Here is a 16858-nt window from a genome sequence, read left to right on the forward strand (position 1 = left end):
GCGAATGTCGCGGGTCCACAGCGCGTTCTGAACACGCAGGCGGTCCTAGACTTCCAGCGCCCTTGCCCAGAGGTTGATGTCGGATTCGACGGCGAACTCGTCGATCGCGTTCAGCTCGTCTTCGCTGAAGTCGAGGTTGTTGATCGCACTCACGCTGTCCTCGAGCTGCTTCACGCTCGAGGCACCGATCAGCGCCGACGTGATGGGCGAGCCCTTGCTCTGCGGGCGGAGGATCCACGCGATGGCCATCTGCGCAAGCGTCTGTCCCCGGGACTCCGCGATGCTGTTCAGGCCGCGGACACGGCGCAGGTTGTCTTCGGACAGGTGGTCCTCGGACAGCGACTTGTTCGAGGCCGCACGCGAACCTTCCGGAACCCCGTTGAGGTACTTGCTGGTGAGCAGGCCCTGTGCGAGCGGCGAGAACGCGATGGATCCGGCTCCGGTCTGCTCAAGGACCTCGGGCAGGTTCGGCTCGCCGTTCTCGACCCAGCGGTTAAGCATGGAGTACGAGGGCTGGTGGATCAGCAGGGGTGTACCGAGATCCCGCAGGATCGCTGCCGCCTCTGCGGTTCGCTCCGGAGAGTACGAGGAGATACCGGCGTACAGCGCACGCCCGGAACGCACTGCGGTGTCCAGGGCGCCCATCGTTTCCTCAAGCGGAGTCTCCGGATCGGGGCGGTGGCTGTAGAAAATGTCGACGTAGTCCAGCCCCATGCGCGACAGTGACTGGTCAAGGCTCGCCAGCAAGTACTTGCGTGATCCGAAGTTGCCGTAGGGACCAGGCCACATGTCATAGCCGGCCTTGCTTGAAATCACGAGCTCATCGCGGAACGGCTTGAAATCGTCCTTGAGGTGCCTGCCGAAGTTGGTCTCCGCCGAGCCATAGGGAGGTCCGTAGTTATTCGCCAGGTCGAAATGGGTGACGCCGAGATCGAATGCCCGCCGCAGAATGGCACGCTGGACGTCGAATGGCTTGTCATCACCGAAGTTGTGCCACAACCCCAGCGAGACGGCCGGCAGGTGCAAGCCGCTTCGTCCGACTCGTCGGTATGGCATGGTCTCGTAGCGGTTTTCCGCCGGGTGATAGGTCATGAATTCATCCTAGGTCGCTGAGGGGTCAAACCACTGATCCGGCAGGAGCGCACGGAACTGTGACACCGCGGTATGCACCGGCGACGCACCCGCCACGAAGCCGTCCGGGCGAACCAGGTAGCACGTTCCGTCCTCGAGGCCTTTGCCGGTTGCGGCGGCGAACGAGTGGACACGCACCTTCAGGGCGTGCCCGACGGCGGCAACCACTTCCGGGTCCACCTCGCCGTAGGTGTGAACCTGCCAGGTGGCAGAGCGGAGGGTTTCGAAGTTACTTCCCGTCCAGGGCAACCGCCTGCCGACGACAGGTCCGCGGCGCCTGCGCCGGCTGGGTTTGGCACCCGGCCCAGGAGGCGCGCCGGCGCCGTCGTCCATCCAGTAGTGGATCCGGATCTGGGAGACGTAGCCGAACAGGCGTGGCGCGATGGGGAGCCGTGGAATGAGCCGGACCGCCGTCGGGGCAACCAGTCGTGGAGCCGTGCGGCGGAAAGCACGGGCGATCCTCCGCGTGGAGGTCACCGCGCCGAACACCCGGTCCGTACTGTTCACCAGGCGAAGAGCCACCGGGCGCCGCTCAGCCTCGTAGCGGTCAAGCAGAGACTTCGAGGCGCGGCCCTGGATCACCTCCGCCAGCTTGAATGCCAGATTGTGCGCATCCTGCAGGCCGGTGTTCATTCCCTGGGCGCCGACGGGCGAGTGGACATGCCCGGCATCGCCAGCCAGGAAAACCGGACCTTCACGGAAGCGCGCAGCAACCCGGTGGTGGATGCGGTAGGTGGAGAACCACAGCGACTCCCGGTAGGACACGTCGAACACCTCGTCGAGCCGTTGCCGTGCGAGCGCCTCGGGCACGTCCTGTCCGCCGGCGGTCCGCAGCACGCCGAGCAGCCGGTGGTGGCCGTCCGGCCCCATGGGGAAGCCGAGCAGGAACTCCTCTGCACCGAACCGGAGGTTGACGCTGTCCTCGGCGACACCGGAGACTCCCAGAACGTCCACCACGTAGAATGTGTGCTCGTTCGTGAGCCCCTCGAAGGGGATGCCGGTCAGTTTCCGTACCGCCGACGATCCTCCATCCGTCCCGACGCAGAACCGCGCCCGGACGTGCAACGAGCCTGACCGTCCGGTGCACTCGGCGATGACGCCGCCGTCGACCGCGGTGAGGCTCTGCAGCGCGTGTTCCCACTCGACCGTTCCGCCCAGCTCCTCCAGCCGGTCCAGCAGGATGCGCTCGTTCCTGCTCTGCTCCAGTACATGAATGCCCGGGTAGGGCGTCAGGTCCGCTCCGAACCTCCCGATGGGTACGGCACCGAAGGACCAGTCCTCGTAACCGGGGCGGATCGTGACCACAGATTCCGCCTCGGCGAGCACGCGGTCCACGACGCCCAGCTGGTCGTAGATTTCCATACTTCGTGAATGGACGCCGAGCGCACGGGACTCACGCGTGGGCCCGTCCTTCCCATCCACGAGCACGGAGTCGACTCCGAGCTTCGCCAGCCAGGCGGCGAGCATCAGACCGGTGGGACCGGCTCCGACGATGAGCACATCCGTGCTGAGCTCGCGCATATGGCCCTCTTAGACCTTCAGGATTGTGGCACCGTAGGCCGGAAGCGTGACCGTGCCGTCCCCGATCGATTCACCGGGTTCAGTGCTGAGCAGGACCTTCTTTGCGGCGACTGGAATCTCCCGCTCACCGTCCGCGAAGTTCACGGCGACGGCGGTGCCTCCCCGATGGAGCACGAGCCACCGCTGGTCCTCGTCGAAGTCGACGCTCACCGACGTGAAGTCGGGGTTGTGCAGGTCCTTGTTCTTCCGGCGGAGCGCAATGAGGTCACGGTAGAGGTCCAGAAGGCGTGCCTGTTCGGGGCGCTCCTGCTCTGTCCAGTCGAGTTTCGCGGAGGCAAACGTTTCCGGATCCTGGGGATTGGGCACCGTATCCGGGTCCCAGCCCATTTTCTCGAACTCCCTGAGGCGTCCCTCAGCCGTCGCCTTACCGAGATCCGGTTCCGGGTGCGAGGTGAAGAACGGCCACGGTGTTTCCGCGCCGTACTCCTCACCCATAAACAGCATCGGAGTGAAGGGCCCGGCGATGTTGAGAACGGCCGCCTGCGCCAACTGTGCAGTGGTGAGGCTCGCGCTGATGCGGTCGCCGGCCGCGCGGTTACCGATCTGGTCGTGGTTCTGCGTGCAGACCACGAGCTGGTGGAGGCTGTGGGTTGCGGGGTCGATAGGCCGCCCGTGCGAACGTTCCCGGAACGAGGACCAGGTCCCGTTGTGGAAGAAGCCCTCCTGGTACACCTTCGCGAGCGCACCGATCGAGTCGAAGTCCTCGTAGTAGCCCACGGTCTCACCGGTGACGTTGACGTGGGCCGCGTGGTGGAAGTCGTCGCTCCACTGGCCCGCCAGGCCGAAGCCGCCGGCACTGCGCGGTGCGATGAGCCTCGGATTGTTCAGGTCCGACTCTGCGATCAGGAACAGCGGCTTGCCAAGCTCGGCGGCACACCGGTCCGTTTCGACCGCGAACTCCTCGAGGATGTGGATGGCGCGCTCGTCATGGAGGGCGTGCACGGCATCAAGCCGCAGCCCGTCCACGTGGTAGTCGCGGAACCACATCAGCAGGTTGTCGATCACGTACCGGCGCACTTCGTCGGACAGCGGGCCGTCCAGGTTCAGGGAATCGCCCCAGGTGTTGGCCTTGCCCTCCGTCAGGTACGGGGCGAACTGCGTGATGTAGTTGCCGCTCGGTCCGAGGTGGTTGTAAACGACGTCCTGGATGACGCCGAGTCCGCGCTGGTGTGCTGCGTCGACGAACCGCTGGTACGCGGCCGGTCCGCCGTAGGTTTCCTGGACGGCGTACCAGAGCACACCGTCATAACCCCAGTTGTGTGTGCCGTTGAAGGCGTTGACCGGGAGCAGCTCGACGTACTGCACGCCGAGTCCGACCAGGTAGTCCAGCTTCCCGATCGCTGCGTCCAGCGTCCCTTCCGGGGTGAACGTTCCGATGTGCATCTCGTAGATGACGTTCCCGTCCAGGCCGGGTGATGTCCAGCCGTCGTCGCCCCAGGAGTAGGCACCGGCGTCGAACGTGCGGGAGAGCTTGTGCACGCCCCCCGGCTGCCGGCGCGAACGGGGGTCCGGTACCGGGCTTACGGAGGCGTTGATCAGGTAGCCGTAGTCCACCTCGCCTTCGGAAGGAGCTCCGGGCGCCTCCCACCAGCTGCCCTCGCGGGAAACCATGGGGTAGTTGGTGCCGTCCGCAACCAGGGTCATTGAGAGCGCCTTAGGCGCCCAGACGTCAAACCTCGAACTCACTTAGCTTCCTCCTTCACGAGAAGTGCCACAGGGTAGGTTTCAAACAGCCGTTTGGCCGGAACCGGCCCACCTTCAAACCCGGTGCCGGTGATCGCGCAGCTGTACGTCCCTTCCGGAAGTACGACGGCGGTGTCCCGCCACCCGCCGGAACGCTCCAGCCCCAGCGGGAGCCGTGTGACAGCGCTGACGGCGCCGCCGCGGTCGAAGGCGAAGACGTGATCGGCCGCCGCACCGGTGGAAATCACCGAGCGGTAGCCGGCGAAGAGCTCGGGACGGTCCCTGCGCAGCCGAAGGGCACGCGAGACAACAAGGAGCTTGGCCAGGCCGCCGTCGTCAATTTGCGGCAGTGCACCGAACGCGAGGTCCACGAGCCCCTGCTTCCGCGCTGCGAAGTCCACCGGTCGCCGGTTGTCCGGGTCCACGAGGGAGGTTTCCCAAAGCTCGGACCCCTGGTACACATCCGGCACGCCGGGCATGGTGAGCTGAACAAGTTTCGCGCCCAATGAATTGGACCACCCCGGCGCAGCCGTCTTCTCCACCAGCGAGGTGATGAGGCTGTTCACCTCCGGGCGGTCGAAAGCGGCGTCAACGGCGTCGTGCATTTTTTCTTCGAAGGTGGCATTAGGCGCCGTCCAGTGGGTACTGGCATCAGCTTCCCGGGCAGCTTTTTCCACGTAGGCGTGTGCCCGTTCCCGGCTGAGCGGCCAGGCTCCGACCAGCGCCTGCCACATCAGTGACGCGAAGGCCGTATCCCCGATGGGGGCGAGCCGGTTCAGCTGCCCGAAGACGTCCGTCCACTCCCCTGCCAGTTCGGACAGCACCGAAATGCGGGCACGGGTATCCTCGCCGCGCTTCGTGTCGTGCGTACTGAGCGAGTTCATGGTCAGCGGCGAGGACTCCTGTCGTTCCTGCAGCGCACGGTGGACCTCGTAGCCGTCCAGCGCGAAGATCGAAGGATCAGCACCGACCTCGTTGAGCGAGGTCAACCGGTTGTACCGGTAGAACGCGGTGTCCTCGACGCCCTTCGCCATCACCATGCCGGAGGTTTGCTGGAACCGCACTGCCAGTTCGGGCAGCTCGGTGGATTCAGCGTCAGCGCCGGTGAGGTACGGGTTCAGGAACGGGTGCAGCGCATCAATCACCGGAGCCAGGTCCGGCCGGCGGACCTTCGCGTTCTGGACCGTCTCCGTCAGGTGGCCCGCGCCGTCGGGCAGGTAGCTGCGGTACACCGGGAAGCACGTGAGCAGCTCGGCAATGGCGTCGGCGCTCTGTTCCAGCTCCAGGTTGGCTGATGCAGGGACAAGGCGGGCAAGTCTCAGCACCTCGGAGCGCAGGATCCCGTCGGTGATCCCGCGCTTGGTTCCGTGAATCATGTGGACGAAGCGCGCGGTCGGCACCGCAGCGTCCAAAGCGGGCTGTCCTGCCGGATCAACGAACAGCCGGTCCACCACGGCGAGGCCGTCATAGCCGGTGGTTCCCTCACACGCCCAACGCTCCGGCAGAACCTCCCCGGGCTCAAGGATCTTCTCCACCAGCGTGTACGCGCCGCCGGAAAGCTCCCGAAGTCTCTCGAGGTAGCCCGCAGGGTCCGCGAGGCCGTCCGGATGATCAATCCGGACTCCGTCCACGAGGGACTCCTCGAACCAGCGGCGGACCTCCGAGTGCGCCTCATCAAAGACCCACGGCACTTCCACGCGGACACCGGCGAGCGTATTGACGCCGAAGAACCGCCGGTAGTTCAGCTCGCTGTCCGCGCGGCGCCAGTTCACCAGTTCATAGTGCTGGCGTGCATGGACTTCCGCGCCGGTGTCACCGGGGTGTGCGGTGCCCTCAGCGATCGGATACCGGTTTTCGTAGTAGTGCAGCTCACCGTCGACGACCTTGAGCTGCTCTTCCTCATTGTCTCCGTCACCGAGCACGGGGACCCGGATCCGGCCGCCGCCGGCGTCCCAGTCCACGTCGAATGCTTCGGCGTAGCGGGAATCCCGGCCCTTGCTCAGCAGATCCCACCACCACGCGTTCTGCGCCGGGGTGGCGACGCCCACGTGGTTGGGCACGATGTCCACAAGGACACCGAGCCCAGCCTCGTGGGCCGTCCTGCACAGCGCGTCGAACGCCTCAGCGCCTCCCCGCTCGGGATCCACTGACGTGGGGTCGGTGACGTCGTACCCGTGATCGGAACCCTGCTCCGCGGTAAGGACCGGCGACAGGTACACCCAGTCCGCCCCGAGGTCCACCAGGTAGGGCACAACATCTGCGGCAGCAGACAGGTCGAAGCTGGATCGAATCTGCAGCCGGTAGGTCGACTGGGGTGTCTTCACGTATTCCTCCTGGAGTGGGTGGTTCTGCCTGGCCTGGGAAAGATCAGGCCGAGCCGGCCCGCGAGGTGTGCTCGTTGGCGAGGATGGCCAGGGACGCGGCAACAGAATGATCCGGTTCCTCAACATCAGCGTGGGCGCGGAGCACGACCATCGACTTCGCCTCGACGGTTACGGCGCTGCCCGCGTTGATGGGGTCCGAGTCGGCGTAGACGCCGGCGGTGTCGATCACTTCGTCCCACACGGGGCCGTACTCGGATGCGGGAACCTTGAAGGTCACAGCCTCGTCATTGGCGTTGAAGTACAGCAGGAAGTTCGCGTCGGTGATGCGCTGGCCGCGCTGGTCCCGTCCGCGGATGCCCTGCCCGTTGAGGAAGACACCGATGGAACGGCCGAAGCCTGCGTTCCAGTCCTCCGGTGCCATCAGCTCGCCTTCGGTATCCAGCCACACGATGTCCGGCAGCGCCTCCCCCTCGCCCCTGCGGACGGGACGCCCATCGAAGAACCGACGACGGCGGAAGGTCGGGTGCTCGGACCGGAGGCGGTTCACTGCAGCAGTGAATTCCAGCAGCGGCTGGTCCAGCTTGTCCCAGTGCACCCAGGAAAGCTCGGAGTCCTGGCAGTAGGTGTTGTTGTTGCCCTCCTGCGTGCGTCCGAGCTCGTCACCGTGGGAGAGCATCGGAACGCCCTGTGACAACAGGAGGGTGGCGATGAAGTTCCGCTGCTGGCGGGCGCGGATGGACTGTACCTCGGGATCGTCCGTGGGGCCCTCGACGCCGCAGTTCCAGGAGCGGTTGTGGGATTCGCCGTCGTTGTTGTCCTCACCGTTGGCCTCGTTGTGCTTTTCGTTGTAGGACACGAGGTCGCGCAGGGTGAAGCCGTCATGCGCCGTGACGAAGTTGATGGAGGCAACGGGGCGGCGTGCCGAGTGTTCGTAGAGGTCAGCCGAGCCGGTCAATCGGGAAGCAAACTCACCGATGCTTGAAGGCTCTCCGCGCCAGAAGTCGCGGACCGTGTCGCGGTACTTGCCGTTCCATTCGGTCCACTGCGGCGGGAAGTTGCCGACCTGGTAACCACCGGGGCCAACGTCCCACGGTTCCGCGATGAGCTTGACCTGGGATACCACCGGATCCTGCTGGACCAGTTCGAAGAACGCGGAGAGGCGGTCAACCTCGTAGAACTCGCGGGCCAGAGCTGAGGCGAGGTCAAAGCGGAAGCCGTCAACGTGCATCTCGGTCACCCAGTAGCGCAGTGAGTCCATGAGCAGCTGGAGGGCGTGCGGGTTGCCGACGTTGAGGGAGTTGCCGGTGCCCGTGGTGTCCATGTAGTACTGCTTGTCATCCTCGACCAGGCGGTAGTACGCCGCGTTGTCGATGCCGCGCATGGAGAGGGTGGGCCCCATGTGGTTGCCCTCGGCAGTGTGGTTGTACACGACGTCGAGGATTACTTCGATGCCCGCGAGGTGCAGTTCGCGCACCATCGCCTTGAATTCCTGGACCTGCTCGCCCTCGTCCCCGGTGGAGCCGTACTCGTTGTGGGGTGCGAAGAAGCCGATCGTGTTGTAGCCCCAATAGTTGGACAGCCCTTTGTCCTGCAGGGTGCTGTCGTTGACGAACTGGTGCACGGGCATCAGCTCGATGGCGGTGACGCCGAGCTTCTGGAGGTGCGCAATGACGGAGGGGTGGGCAACGCCGGCGTAGGTGCCGCGCTGTTCCTCCGGAACGTCGGGGTGCAGCTGGGTCAGGCCCTTGACGTGGGCCTCGTAGATGACTGACTGGTGGTACGGAACCTTCGGTCGACGGTCGCCGTCCCAGTCGAAGAACGGGTTGATGACGACACCGAGCATCGTATGTGCCGCTGAGTCCTCGTTGTTGACGGAGGTCGGGTCACCGAAGTTGTAGCTGAACAGTGCCTGGTCCCAGTCGTACTCGCCGTGGATCGCCTTGGCGTAGGGGTCCAGGAGCAGCTTGTTGGGGTTGCAGCGGTGGCCCTCGGACGGGTTGTTGGGGCCATGCACGCGGTAGCCGTACTTCTGTCCGGGCACAACATGCGGCAGATAACCGTGCCAGACGTACCCGTCTACTTCCTTGAGGGCGATGCGGGTCTCAGAGCCATCATCGTCTATCAGGCACAGCTCCACCTTCTCGGCGACCTCGCTGTAGAGGGCGAAGTTGGTGCCGGTGCCGTCATAGGTTGCCCCCAGCGGGTAGGCATCTCCTGGCCAAAGCTCCATGTGTGCTCCTTGCTTGATTGTGCGCTCCGATCTACTCGGCCGCTTGTCCTGCATCTTTTCATAGCGCAGGGATCTGACATTCTGGTGAACGAAATTTACTAGGGTCCGGTGAGTGGTGGGTCCTGCAGCAGGCACCGGATGACCCGCCCCACGTGGCGGGGCAGGTCGCTCACAACAATGGGACCGCGCTTCGCGGCCCGCTTGCCGGCCAGACCGTGCACCATGGCCGCTGCGGCCGCAAGGGCAGCCCAGCGTGCAGAGGGCGGCAATCCGAGGGAGGCGCCGGCGTCGTCGTTCTCCGCATTGGTGGCAACCAGCGCACCGAGGATTCCTGCGAGCGTGTCTCCGGAGCCGGCGGTCGCGAGCCACGGAGTGGCGTTGGCCTGGCTGAAGATCTCCCCGCTCGGGGCGGCAATAACGGTGGTGTGGCCCTTGAGAAGGACGGTTGCGCCGGTGGTCTCCGCTGCACGGCGTGCGAATGCGATGGGTGCGGCCTCAATTGCATCCCGCTGCACGGCGTCGCAGCGGCGTTCGAACAGCGCAGCCAGCTCCCCCGCGTGAGGAGTAAGGATGACGTGACTCCCGACCGTCGCCGGCAGCAGAGGGAGCGCTCCGGCGTCCACCACCGTTGGCAGCCCGGACTCGATGGCTGCCCGTGCCCGTTGCCGCTGGCCCGGATCCTCGGTAGCGCCGGGGCCCACGAGCCACGCCTGTACACGGGAATCGGTAACGGCGCCCTGGGAGCACACCACCTCGGGGTGAACGGTGTTGATGAGCGAAGTCACCGTCCCGGGTCCGAGGAAACGGATCATTCCGACGCCGGTGGCCAGAGCGGCGCCGGTGGCCAGGACGGCCGCGCCCGGATACATGGCGGATCCGGCGGCGATACCGAGGACGCCGCGGCTGTACTTGTGGTCAGCCGGCTGCGGCTGCGCATAGAGGCGGCGGAAGTCGGAGGGTTCCAGCGAATACACGCTGGGCCGTGGCAGGGTGGGAGCGAGCCCGATGTCAATGGTCACCACGCGTCCGGCCAGCCGTGCGCCGGCGCCCGCCAACAGACCTGCCTTCAAGCCGCCGAACGTCACAGTGAGGTCCGCGGCCAGTACCTCGCCGACGGCTTCACCGGAATCGGCGTTGACGCCGCTGGGAACATCGCACGCCACGACGCGTCCCGTAATCCCACGGTCATTCATGCGCTCAACCAGTTTGGCCGCTGCCCCGCGCAGCCCGCCCACGCCTCCCGTACCGAGTATTCCGTCGATGATGAGGTCTGCCGAAGCGAGCCGCTCGACGAGACGGTCCAGGCTGGAATCCGTAAGCTCTTCAACCCGTCCGCCGGCGGCGCGGAAGGCGGCCAGCGCGTCCGTGTGCACGCGCTCGGAGGTGAGGATCGCCGTCGTGCCCGCTCCGCGGTGCTGCAGCCGGGCGCCGGCGTACAGTCCGTCTCCCCCGTTGTTGCCGCTGCCCGCAAGTACGACGACGGCCCTGCCGTAGACGCCGCCCGTTGCCTGGAGTTCTGCCGCTGAGGCCTGTGCAAGGCCGTGCGCGGCCCGCTGCATGAGCTCATGACCGAGGCCGGCGTCGAGCAGCGGCGATTCCGCTGCCCGCACCTGACTCCCGGTATAAGAACTAAGCATGCTTAGAATCTTAGCGGGTGGCGTCCGGATATTCCCCCTCGGCGACCACCATGGCGGTTGCGACGCCGCCATCATGGCTGAGTGACAGGTGCCAGCAGCTCACGCCGCGTGCGTCGGCCACCGCCTGCACGGTTCCGGAAACCTGAACCGTGGGGCTGCCGTTGGCGTCGAGACCGATCCAGCAGTCCTGCCAGTTCATGCCGGCCGGTGCGCCGAGGGCTTTGGCCACCGCTTCCTTGGCCGCGAACCGAGCGGCCAGCGAGCGGGTGTTGAGCTCTCGCTCGGCGCCGACGAAGAGCCGGTCACGCAGCCCGGGAGTGCGCTCAAGCTGGCGCTCAAACCGGGCTATGTCAACAACGTCAACACCGATGCCGATAATCATCGGGGCCTACTCGACCGTGACGGACTTGGCCAGGTTGCGCGGCTGGTCGACGTCGTAGCCCTTGGCTGAGGCCAGTTCCAGCGCAAAAATCTGCAGCGGAACCGTGGTGAGCAGCGGCGCCAGCAGGGTGGTGGTCTGAGGCACGTGGATGACGTGTTCGGAGAACGCTGCGACCGAGTCGTCACCCTCCTCGGCGATCACGATTGTAATTGCGCCGCGGGCACGGATCTCCTGGATGTTGGAGACCACCTTGGAGTGCAGTGAGTCGCGGCCGCGCGGGGACGGCAGGACGACGACGACCGGCTGGCCCTCTTCGATCAGAGCAATGGGACCATGCTTCAGCTCACCGGCAGCGAAGCCTTCCGCGTGGATGTACGCGAGTTCCTTGAGCTTGAGTGCGCCCTCCATTGCCACCGGGAATCCGACGTGGCGGCCCAGGAACAGCACGGACTTGGCGTCCGCCATGCCCCGGCCAAGCTTCTTGACGGCGTCTGCGTTATCCAGGACCTGCTGGATTTTCGCGGGCATTTCACTGAGGTCGCCCATGACGCGGTTGATCTCGTCGCGGAACTTGTTGCCGCGCAGCTGGGCTAGGTAGAGGCCGAGCAGGTAGGCAGCGGTGATCTGTGCCAGGAAGGCCTTGGTCGATGCGACCGCAATCTCGGGACCGGCGTGCGTATAGAGCACGGCGTCGGACTCGCGCGGAATGGTGGACCCGTTGGTGTTACAGATGGCGACCACCTTGGCGCCCTGTTCCCGGGCGTACCGGACGGCCATGAGCGTGTCCATGGTTTCACCGGACTGCGAGATGGCAACCACGAGGGTTTTCTCGTTCACGATCGGGTCGCGGTAACGGAACTCGTGGGAGAGCTCCACCTCGGTGGGGATGCGGCACCAGTGCTCGATCGCGTACTTCGCGACCTGCCCGGCGTAGGCGGAGGTGCCGCAGGCAAGGACAACGATCTTGTCGACCGAGCGCAGGATGGACTCATCGATACGGAGTTCGTCGAGTACCAGGTTGCCCTTCGCATCGGTGCGGCCCAGCAGGGTCTGGCCAACGGCGTCGGGCTGGTCGTTGATTTCCTTCTCCATGAAGGAGTCATAGCCGCCCTTTTCTGCTGCGGCGGCGTCCCAGTCGACGTGGAATTCCTTGCCCTCGGCGGGAGCACCGAAGAAATCGGTAATCTCAACGTTTTCGGGGGTAATGGTGACCACCTGGTCCTGGCCCAGCTCCACGGCGCGGCGGGTGAAGTCAATGAAGCCCGAGACGTCGGAGCCGAGGAAGTTCTCGCCCTCGCCAAGACCCACAACCAGAGGTGAGTTGCGGCGGGCGGCAACAACGACGTCGGGAGCGTCCTGGTGGATGGCCAGCAGCGTGAAAGCGCCCTCGAGGCGCTGGCAAGCCTCCTGCATAGCCTTCGTGAGTGTGTCCTCGGTTCCGGATTCAGCGAGGCGGCGGTAGATGCTGCCCAGCAGCACCGCTGCAACCTCGGTGTCGGTGTCAGAGAGGAAGGTGGCGCCGGAGTCGAGAAGTTCGGCCTTCAGTTCAGCGAAGTTCTCGATGATGCCGTTGTGGATGAGGGCAAGGCGACCGTTGTCAGCGAGGTGGGGATGCGCGTTCTGGTCGGTCGGTCCGCCGTGGGTAGCCCAACGGGTGTGGCCAATGCCGGTGAGTGACTCCGGGAGAGGTGCGGCCTCGAGCTCGGCGACCAGGTTGGTGAGCTTGCCGGACTTCTTGCGCGACTGGATGCCCGAATCGGTCAGGACCGCGACGCCCGCGGAATCATAGCCGCGGTATTCGAGCCGGCGCAGGCCTTCCATGACAACGTCAAGGGCGCCGTGGCTGCCGTTTGAATCGACGTCATCGATTACCGCACTGTTCAGTGATGCGCCGTTGTTCCGGCCTACGTATCCTACGATTCCACACATGGGCTTAAGCCTACCTGCCGCGCATGCGTTCCCTTGTCGCCCGACGCCCAGGCGAGCCGCCGGTCACCGCCGGGCTGCCCACCCGTTTGTTAATGTGCAGGTCAAGGGGCAGAATTCCTAGGGTGAGTGAGCAATCGCACGGTCTCGGGCCTACGGCTACGGTGGACGCTGGCGTCACACCGTACGTCGAACTCGAACGTCAAACGTGGGCACGCCTGTCCAATGAGATCGAGTCGCCGCTCAACGTCGAGGACATCCAGCGGCTGCGTGGGCTGGGAGACGCACTCAACCTTGACGAAGTGCGCGAGGTCTACCTCCCCCTGTCCCGGCTGCTCTCCCTGTATGTGGCGGCCGCCGGCGAACTGCACGCGGCCACCAACACCTTCCTCGGTGAAACCACCACCCGCACACCCTTCGTGATCGGTGTCGCCGGCTCCGTGGCAGTCGGCAAATCCACCACTGCTCGCGTGTTGCGCGAGCTCCTCCGGCGCTGGCCGGGCACGCCGAACGTCGAGTTGGTCACCACGGATGGGTTCCTCTATCCCAACGAGGAACTCGAGCGGCGGGGTTTGATGCAGCGGAAGGGCTTCCCGGAGTCCTATGACCGGCGTCGGCTCCTGCGCTTCGTCAGCGAGGTCAAGAGCGGCGCGGAGGAAGTCCGCGCTCCCTGGTACTCCCATCTGACGTACAACATTGTGCCCGGACGGGAGATCGTGGTCCGCCGCCCGGACGTGCTGATCGTCGAAGGGCTCAACGTTCTTGCGCCTGCACGCACCAGATCCGATGGCCGGGCCGGACTGGCGCTGAGTGATTTCTTTGATTTCTCCATCTACGTTGACGCCAAGACCTCATATATAGAGGAGTGGTACGTCCAACGGTTCCAGTCGCTGCGCAGCGGCGCCTTCGCGAACCCGGAGTCCTACTTCCACCGTTACGCCTCACTGACCGACGGGGAGGCCCGCGAAACAGCGCTCGGAATCTGGCGCCGCATCAACGAACCGAACCTCATGGCCAATGTTCTCCCCACCCGTGGCCGCGCCACCCTGGTACTCACCAAGGAAGCCGACCACTCGATCCGGAGAATGCTGCTACGAAAAACCTGACGACGCCCCGACTGGACCGCATCTCATCCGCATGGATGACGACGGCGGTGCTCGTCGTCGCGCTGTCAGCCTGCGGTACGCCCGCACCGACCGTTGGAAGCCCAACCCCAGCGGACACACCTCGACCCGCTGTGTCGCCGGGACCGACCGCTACGCTCACACCCGGGACGATTCCCGCGCCGGCCCAGCGCGCACCCAGTCCGGCTTCGACCGCCGTCACCGCCTCCGCCTCGGCTTCACCGACGCCGAGCGCCGCGCCCCCAACCTCGCCGGCGTCTACTTCGTCGCCGGCATCCACAGCGTCACCGCCTGAGGGCGGTGCCGGACTCAGCGATCCGTCGTCGGTGACCGTCGTCGTCAACAAGCGCCGGCCGCTCAACCCCATGGATTACGCACCCTCAGGTCTTGTACTGCCCGCCGTGCCGCTCGCGGTGCAGGAGCCGAACGCACTGCTGCGCAGCAATACCGCCGCGGCCGTGGAAGCACTCTTCGCGGCAGCAGCGAACGACGGCGTCAACCTCACTCTGGTCAGTGGGTACCGCTCCTACCAGGACCAGGTGTCCACCTACCAACACTGGGTGGCGCAGAAGGGCGGCGACACCGCAGCTGCGGACCGGATTTCGGCCCGTGCCGGTTTCTCGGAGCACCAGACAGGGCTTGCGTTCGACGTGGGACAGTCCGACGGCGCCTGCACCCTCGCCTCCTGCTTTGCGGACACAGCCGCCGGCCAGTGGATGGCGGCCAATGCGCACACCTTCGGGTTCATCCTGAGATACCCGGTCGGGGCGCAGGACATCACCGGTTTCTCCGGCGAGCCTTGGCACTACCGGTACGTCGGCGTCGATCTAGCCCAGGCCATGCGGGACGAGGGCGTGGCCACGCTTGAGCAGTACTTCGGCCTTTCGGCCGCGCCCAGTTACTGAACCCTGACCACTTCTGCGTAGCCTGAACTCCATGATCAACGGTTTCAAGGAATTCATCATGAAGGGCAACGTCATTGACCTGGCTGTTGCCGTGGTTATCGGTGCCGCATTCGGGTCGGTCGTGACGGCGCTCGTGGAGAGCGTCCTCATGCCTCTGATTTCGGCGCTGGTCGGCTCCCCGAACTTCGACGATTTCGCGAAGGTGACCATCAACGGCAACGAAATCCTGTTCGGGGTCTTCCTGACCGCCCTCGTGAATTTCCTGCTGATCGCTGCCGCCGTCTACTTTCTCATCGTCATGCCGATGAACAAGCTGTTCAGGCGACGGGACCGCGATCTGGACCTGAAGGAAGACGTCGAGGCAGTCGACCCGCAGGTAGCGCTCCTGACCGAGATCCGCGACAGTCTTCGTCAGCGCACCTGATACGCAAAAGACTGAGGGGCGGAGAATGTCTCCGCCCCTCAATCTTTTAAGTGAAGTGAGGGTTAGCTCAGGCTGGCTCGAGCGCCAACTGGTTCTGCACAATCCCGGCCAGTGTCTCCGCAACACGTTCAGCGGTAACCATGTCGGCTGCCTCCACCATCACCCGGACAACGGGTTCCGTGCCCGAGGGGCGCAGCAACACGCGGCCTGTTTCACCGAGCGATTCCTGGGCTTCGCGGACGGCACGCTGCACTGCGTCGTCGCTGTTGACGCTCGACTTGTCGACGCCCTTGACGTTGATCAGCACCTGGGGAAGCTTGGTCATGATCGTTGACAGTTCCTTCAGGCTGCGGCCGGTCAGGGCAACCTGCGCTGCAAGCTGGAGGCCGGTGAGCACGCCGTCCCCGGTGGTTGCGTAGTCGGCGAAGATGACGTGGCCTGACTGTTCGCCACCGAGGTTGAAGCCTCCATCGCGCATACCTTCAAGCACGTAGCGGTCGCCGACGGCGGTCTCCCGCAGGCTGATTCCTGCATCACGGAGGGCCAGTTTGAGTCCGAGGTTGCTCATGACCGTGGCTACAAGCGTGTTGTCCTTCAGGCGGCCGGCCGAGTTGAGTGCCACGGCCATGATGGCCATGATCTGGTCGCCGTCCACGACCGTGCCTTCGTGGTCGACCGCGAGGCAGCGGTCGGCGTCGCCGTCGTGCGCTATTCCCAGGTGGGCACCGTGTTCCAGGACCGCCGCTTGGAGCATCTCCAGATGGGTGGAACCGCATCCTTCATTGATGTTGTTGCCGTCCGGGTCCGCACCGATGACAACGATCTCGGCACCTGCGTCGGAGAAAACCTGCGGTGAGCAGCCGCTGGCGGCGCCGTTGGCGCAGTCGAGCACGACCTTCAGACCGTCGAGGCGGTGCGGGAGTGACTGCAGGAGGTGGACCACGTAGCGGTCCTCGGCATCCGCGAAACGCTGGATGCGACCCACGTTCGGACCAACAGGCCGAAGGCGTGGTGCGTTCAGTTGGCCTTCGATTGCGTCTTCAAGGGCGTCGTCGAGCTTCTTGCCGCCCCGGGCGAGGAACTTGATGCCGTTATCAGGCGCCGGATTGTGGGAGGCCGAGATCATGACGCCGAAGTCCGCGTCCAGGTCGGCTACCAGGAACGCCGCCGCCGGGGTGGGGAGGACGCCGGCGTCATAGACGTCGACGCCGGCACTGGCCAGGCCCGCTTCGACCGCTGCGGCGATGAAGTCGCCGCTGATGCGCGGGTCCCGGGCTATGACGGCTGTGGGGCGTCTGCCGTCGGATTGTTGGTGCCCGAGTACCACCGCCGCGGCCTGGGCTAACTGCAATGCGAGTTCTGCGGTAAGGAGGCCGTTCGCCTGTCCGCGGACACCATCGGTTCCAAATAATCTAGTCATCGTGGTTCATCCTAAGGGAGAAATGTTCCGCACCCGGGAAGCGAAGAAGAACGCCGTTAAAGCGTTACGCCCGCCCGGCAACTGCCGAGCG

13 protein-coding genes are annotated in these 16858 nt (G+C 65.2%); 4 read left to right on the forward strand and 9 right to left on the reverse strand.

Features of this window, described 5'->3' with window-relative positions; translation table 11 throughout:
- Positions 1-45 precede the first annotated feature (45 nt).
- The 8 genes from mgrA to glmS form a co-directional block, all read right to left on the reverse strand.
- On the reverse strand, positions 46-1092 hold the full coding sequence (gene mgrA / locus AC4D2M_RS02215; protein WP_490889604.1) for an L-glyceraldehyde 3-phosphate reductase: 1047 nt from the start codon (positions 1090-1092) through the stop codon (positions 46-48).
- A gap of 9 nt (positions 1093-1101) precedes the next feature.
- Positions 1102-2652, reverse strand: a complete 1551-nt coding sequence (locus AC4D2M_RS02220; protein WP_490889606.1) for an FAD-dependent monooxygenase — start codon at positions 2650-2652, stop codon at positions 1102-1104.
- A gap of 9 nt (positions 2653-2661) precedes the next feature.
- Positions 2662-4398, reverse strand: a complete 1737-nt coding sequence (gene treZ / locus AC4D2M_RS02225; RefSeq protein WP_490889608.1) for a malto-oligosyltrehalose trehalohydrolase — start codon at positions 4396-4398, stop codon at positions 2662-2664.
- Positions 4395-6719, reverse strand: a complete 2325-nt coding sequence (gene treY, locus AC4D2M_RS02230) for a malto-oligosyltrehalose synthase (RefSeq protein WP_490889609.1) — start codon at positions 6717-6719, stop codon at positions 4395-4397. Before treY ends, treZ begins: the two co-directional genes overlap by 4 nt.
- A 43-nt stretch (positions 6720-6762) precedes the next feature.
- A complete protein-coding gene (glgX, locus tag AC4D2M_RS02235; protein ID WP_490889611.1) occupies positions 6763-8949 on the reverse strand; it encodes a glycogen debranching protein GlgX in 2187 nt (728 codons plus the stop codon).
- A 98-nt stretch (positions 8950-9047) separates the two neighbouring features.
- A complete protein-coding gene (locus tag AC4D2M_RS02240; RefSeq protein ID WP_490889612.1) occupies positions 9048-10586 on the reverse strand; it encodes an NAD(P)H-hydrate epimerase in 1539 nt (512 codons plus the stop codon).
- 10 nt (positions 10587-10596) lie between these two features.
- Positions 10597-10968, reverse strand: a complete 372-nt coding sequence (locus AC4D2M_RS02245) for a holo-ACP synthase (RefSeq protein WP_490889614.1) — start codon at positions 10966-10968, stop codon at positions 10597-10599.
- A 6-nt stretch (positions 10969-10974) separates the two neighbouring features.
- Positions 10975-12897 carry a glutamine--fructose-6-phosphate transaminase (isomerizing) gene (glmS, locus tag AC4D2M_RS02250; RefSeq protein ID WP_490889615.1) on the reverse strand — a complete coding sequence of 641 codons (1923 nt, stop codon included), beginning with the start codon at positions 12895-12897 and terminating at the stop codon, positions 10975-10977.
- Positions 12898-13019: 122 nt separating this feature from the next.
- Between glmS and coaA the strand changes: the two genes are divergently transcribed.
- The 4 genes from coaA to mscL are packed head-to-tail and all read left to right on the forward strand — an operon-like array spanning position 13020 to position 15347.
- The gene (coaA, locus tag AC4D2M_RS02255) at positions 13020-14000 is read left to right on the forward strand and encodes a type I pantothenate kinase (protein ID WP_490889616.1); all 981 of its coding nucleotides are present in this window, start codon (positions 13020-13022) and stop codon (positions 13998-14000) included.
- Between the two features lie 31 nt (positions 14001-14031).
- Positions 14032-14313, forward strand: coding sequence for a hypothetical protein (locus AC4D2M_RS02260; RefSeq protein ID WP_490889618.1), 282 nt, complete (start codon positions 14032-14034; stop codon positions 14311-14313).
- A 31-nt stretch (positions 14314-14344) separates the two neighbouring features.
- On the forward strand, positions 14345-14923 hold the full coding sequence (locus AC4D2M_RS02265) for a M15 family metallopeptidase (protein ID WP_490889620.1): 579 nt from the start codon (positions 14345-14347) through the stop codon (positions 14921-14923).
- A gap of 31 nt (positions 14924-14954) precedes the next feature.
- Positions 14955-15347, forward strand: a complete 393-nt coding sequence (gene mscL, locus AC4D2M_RS02270; protein WP_490889621.1) for a large conductance mechanosensitive channel protein MscL — start codon at positions 14955-14957, stop codon at positions 15345-15347.
- 67 nt (positions 15348-15414) lie between these two features.
- Here the strand turns inward: mscL and glmM are convergent, their stop codons facing one another.
- The gene (gene glmM / locus AC4D2M_RS02275) at positions 15415-16767 is read right to left on the reverse strand and encodes a phosphoglucosamine mutase (RefSeq protein WP_490889622.1); all 1353 of its coding nucleotides are present in this window, start codon (positions 16765-16767) and stop codon (positions 15415-15417) included.
- Between the last annotated feature and the right edge of the window lie 91 nt (positions 16768-16858).

The organism is Arthrobacter sp. TJ-270, from assembly GCF_058269075.1.

Excerpts from the sequence above, each read along its gene's own strand:
- AC4D2M_RS02245 (WP_490889614.1), bottom strand. The coding sequence starts at position 10,968 with ATGATTATCGGCATCGGTGTTGACGTTGTTGACATAGCCCGGTTTGAG.
- mgrA (WP_490889604.1), bottom strand. The coding sequence starts at position 1,092 with ATGACCTATCACCCGGCGGAAAACCGCTACGAGACCATGCCATACCGA.
- glgX (WP_490889611.1), bottom strand. The coding sequence starts at position 8,949 with ATGGAGCTTTGGCCAGGAGATGCCTACCCGCTGGGGGCAACCTATGAC.
- AC4D2M_RS02260 (WP_490889618.1), top strand. The coding sequence starts at position 14,032 with ATGGATGACGACGGCGGTGCTCGTCGTCGCGCTGTCAGCCTGCGGTAC.
- glmM (WP_490889622.1), bottom strand. The coding sequence starts at position 16,767 with ATGACTAGATTATTTGGAACCGATGGTGTCCGCGGACAGGCGAACGGC.
- AC4D2M_RS02240 (WP_490889612.1), bottom strand. The coding sequence starts at position 10,586 with ATGCTTAGTTCTTATACCGGGAGTCAGGTGCGGGCAGCGGAATCGCCG.
- AC4D2M_RS02220 (WP_490889606.1), bottom strand. The coding sequence starts at position 2,652 with ATGCGCGAGCTCAGCACGGATGTGCTCATCGTCGGAGCCGGTCCCACC.
- mscL (WP_490889621.1), top strand. The coding sequence starts at position 14,955 with ATGATCAACGGTTTCAAGGAATTCATCATGAAGGGCAACGTCATTGAC.
- glmS (WP_490889615.1), bottom strand. The coding sequence starts at position 12,897 with ATGTGTGGAATCGTAGGATACGTAGGCCGGAACAACGGCGCATCACTG.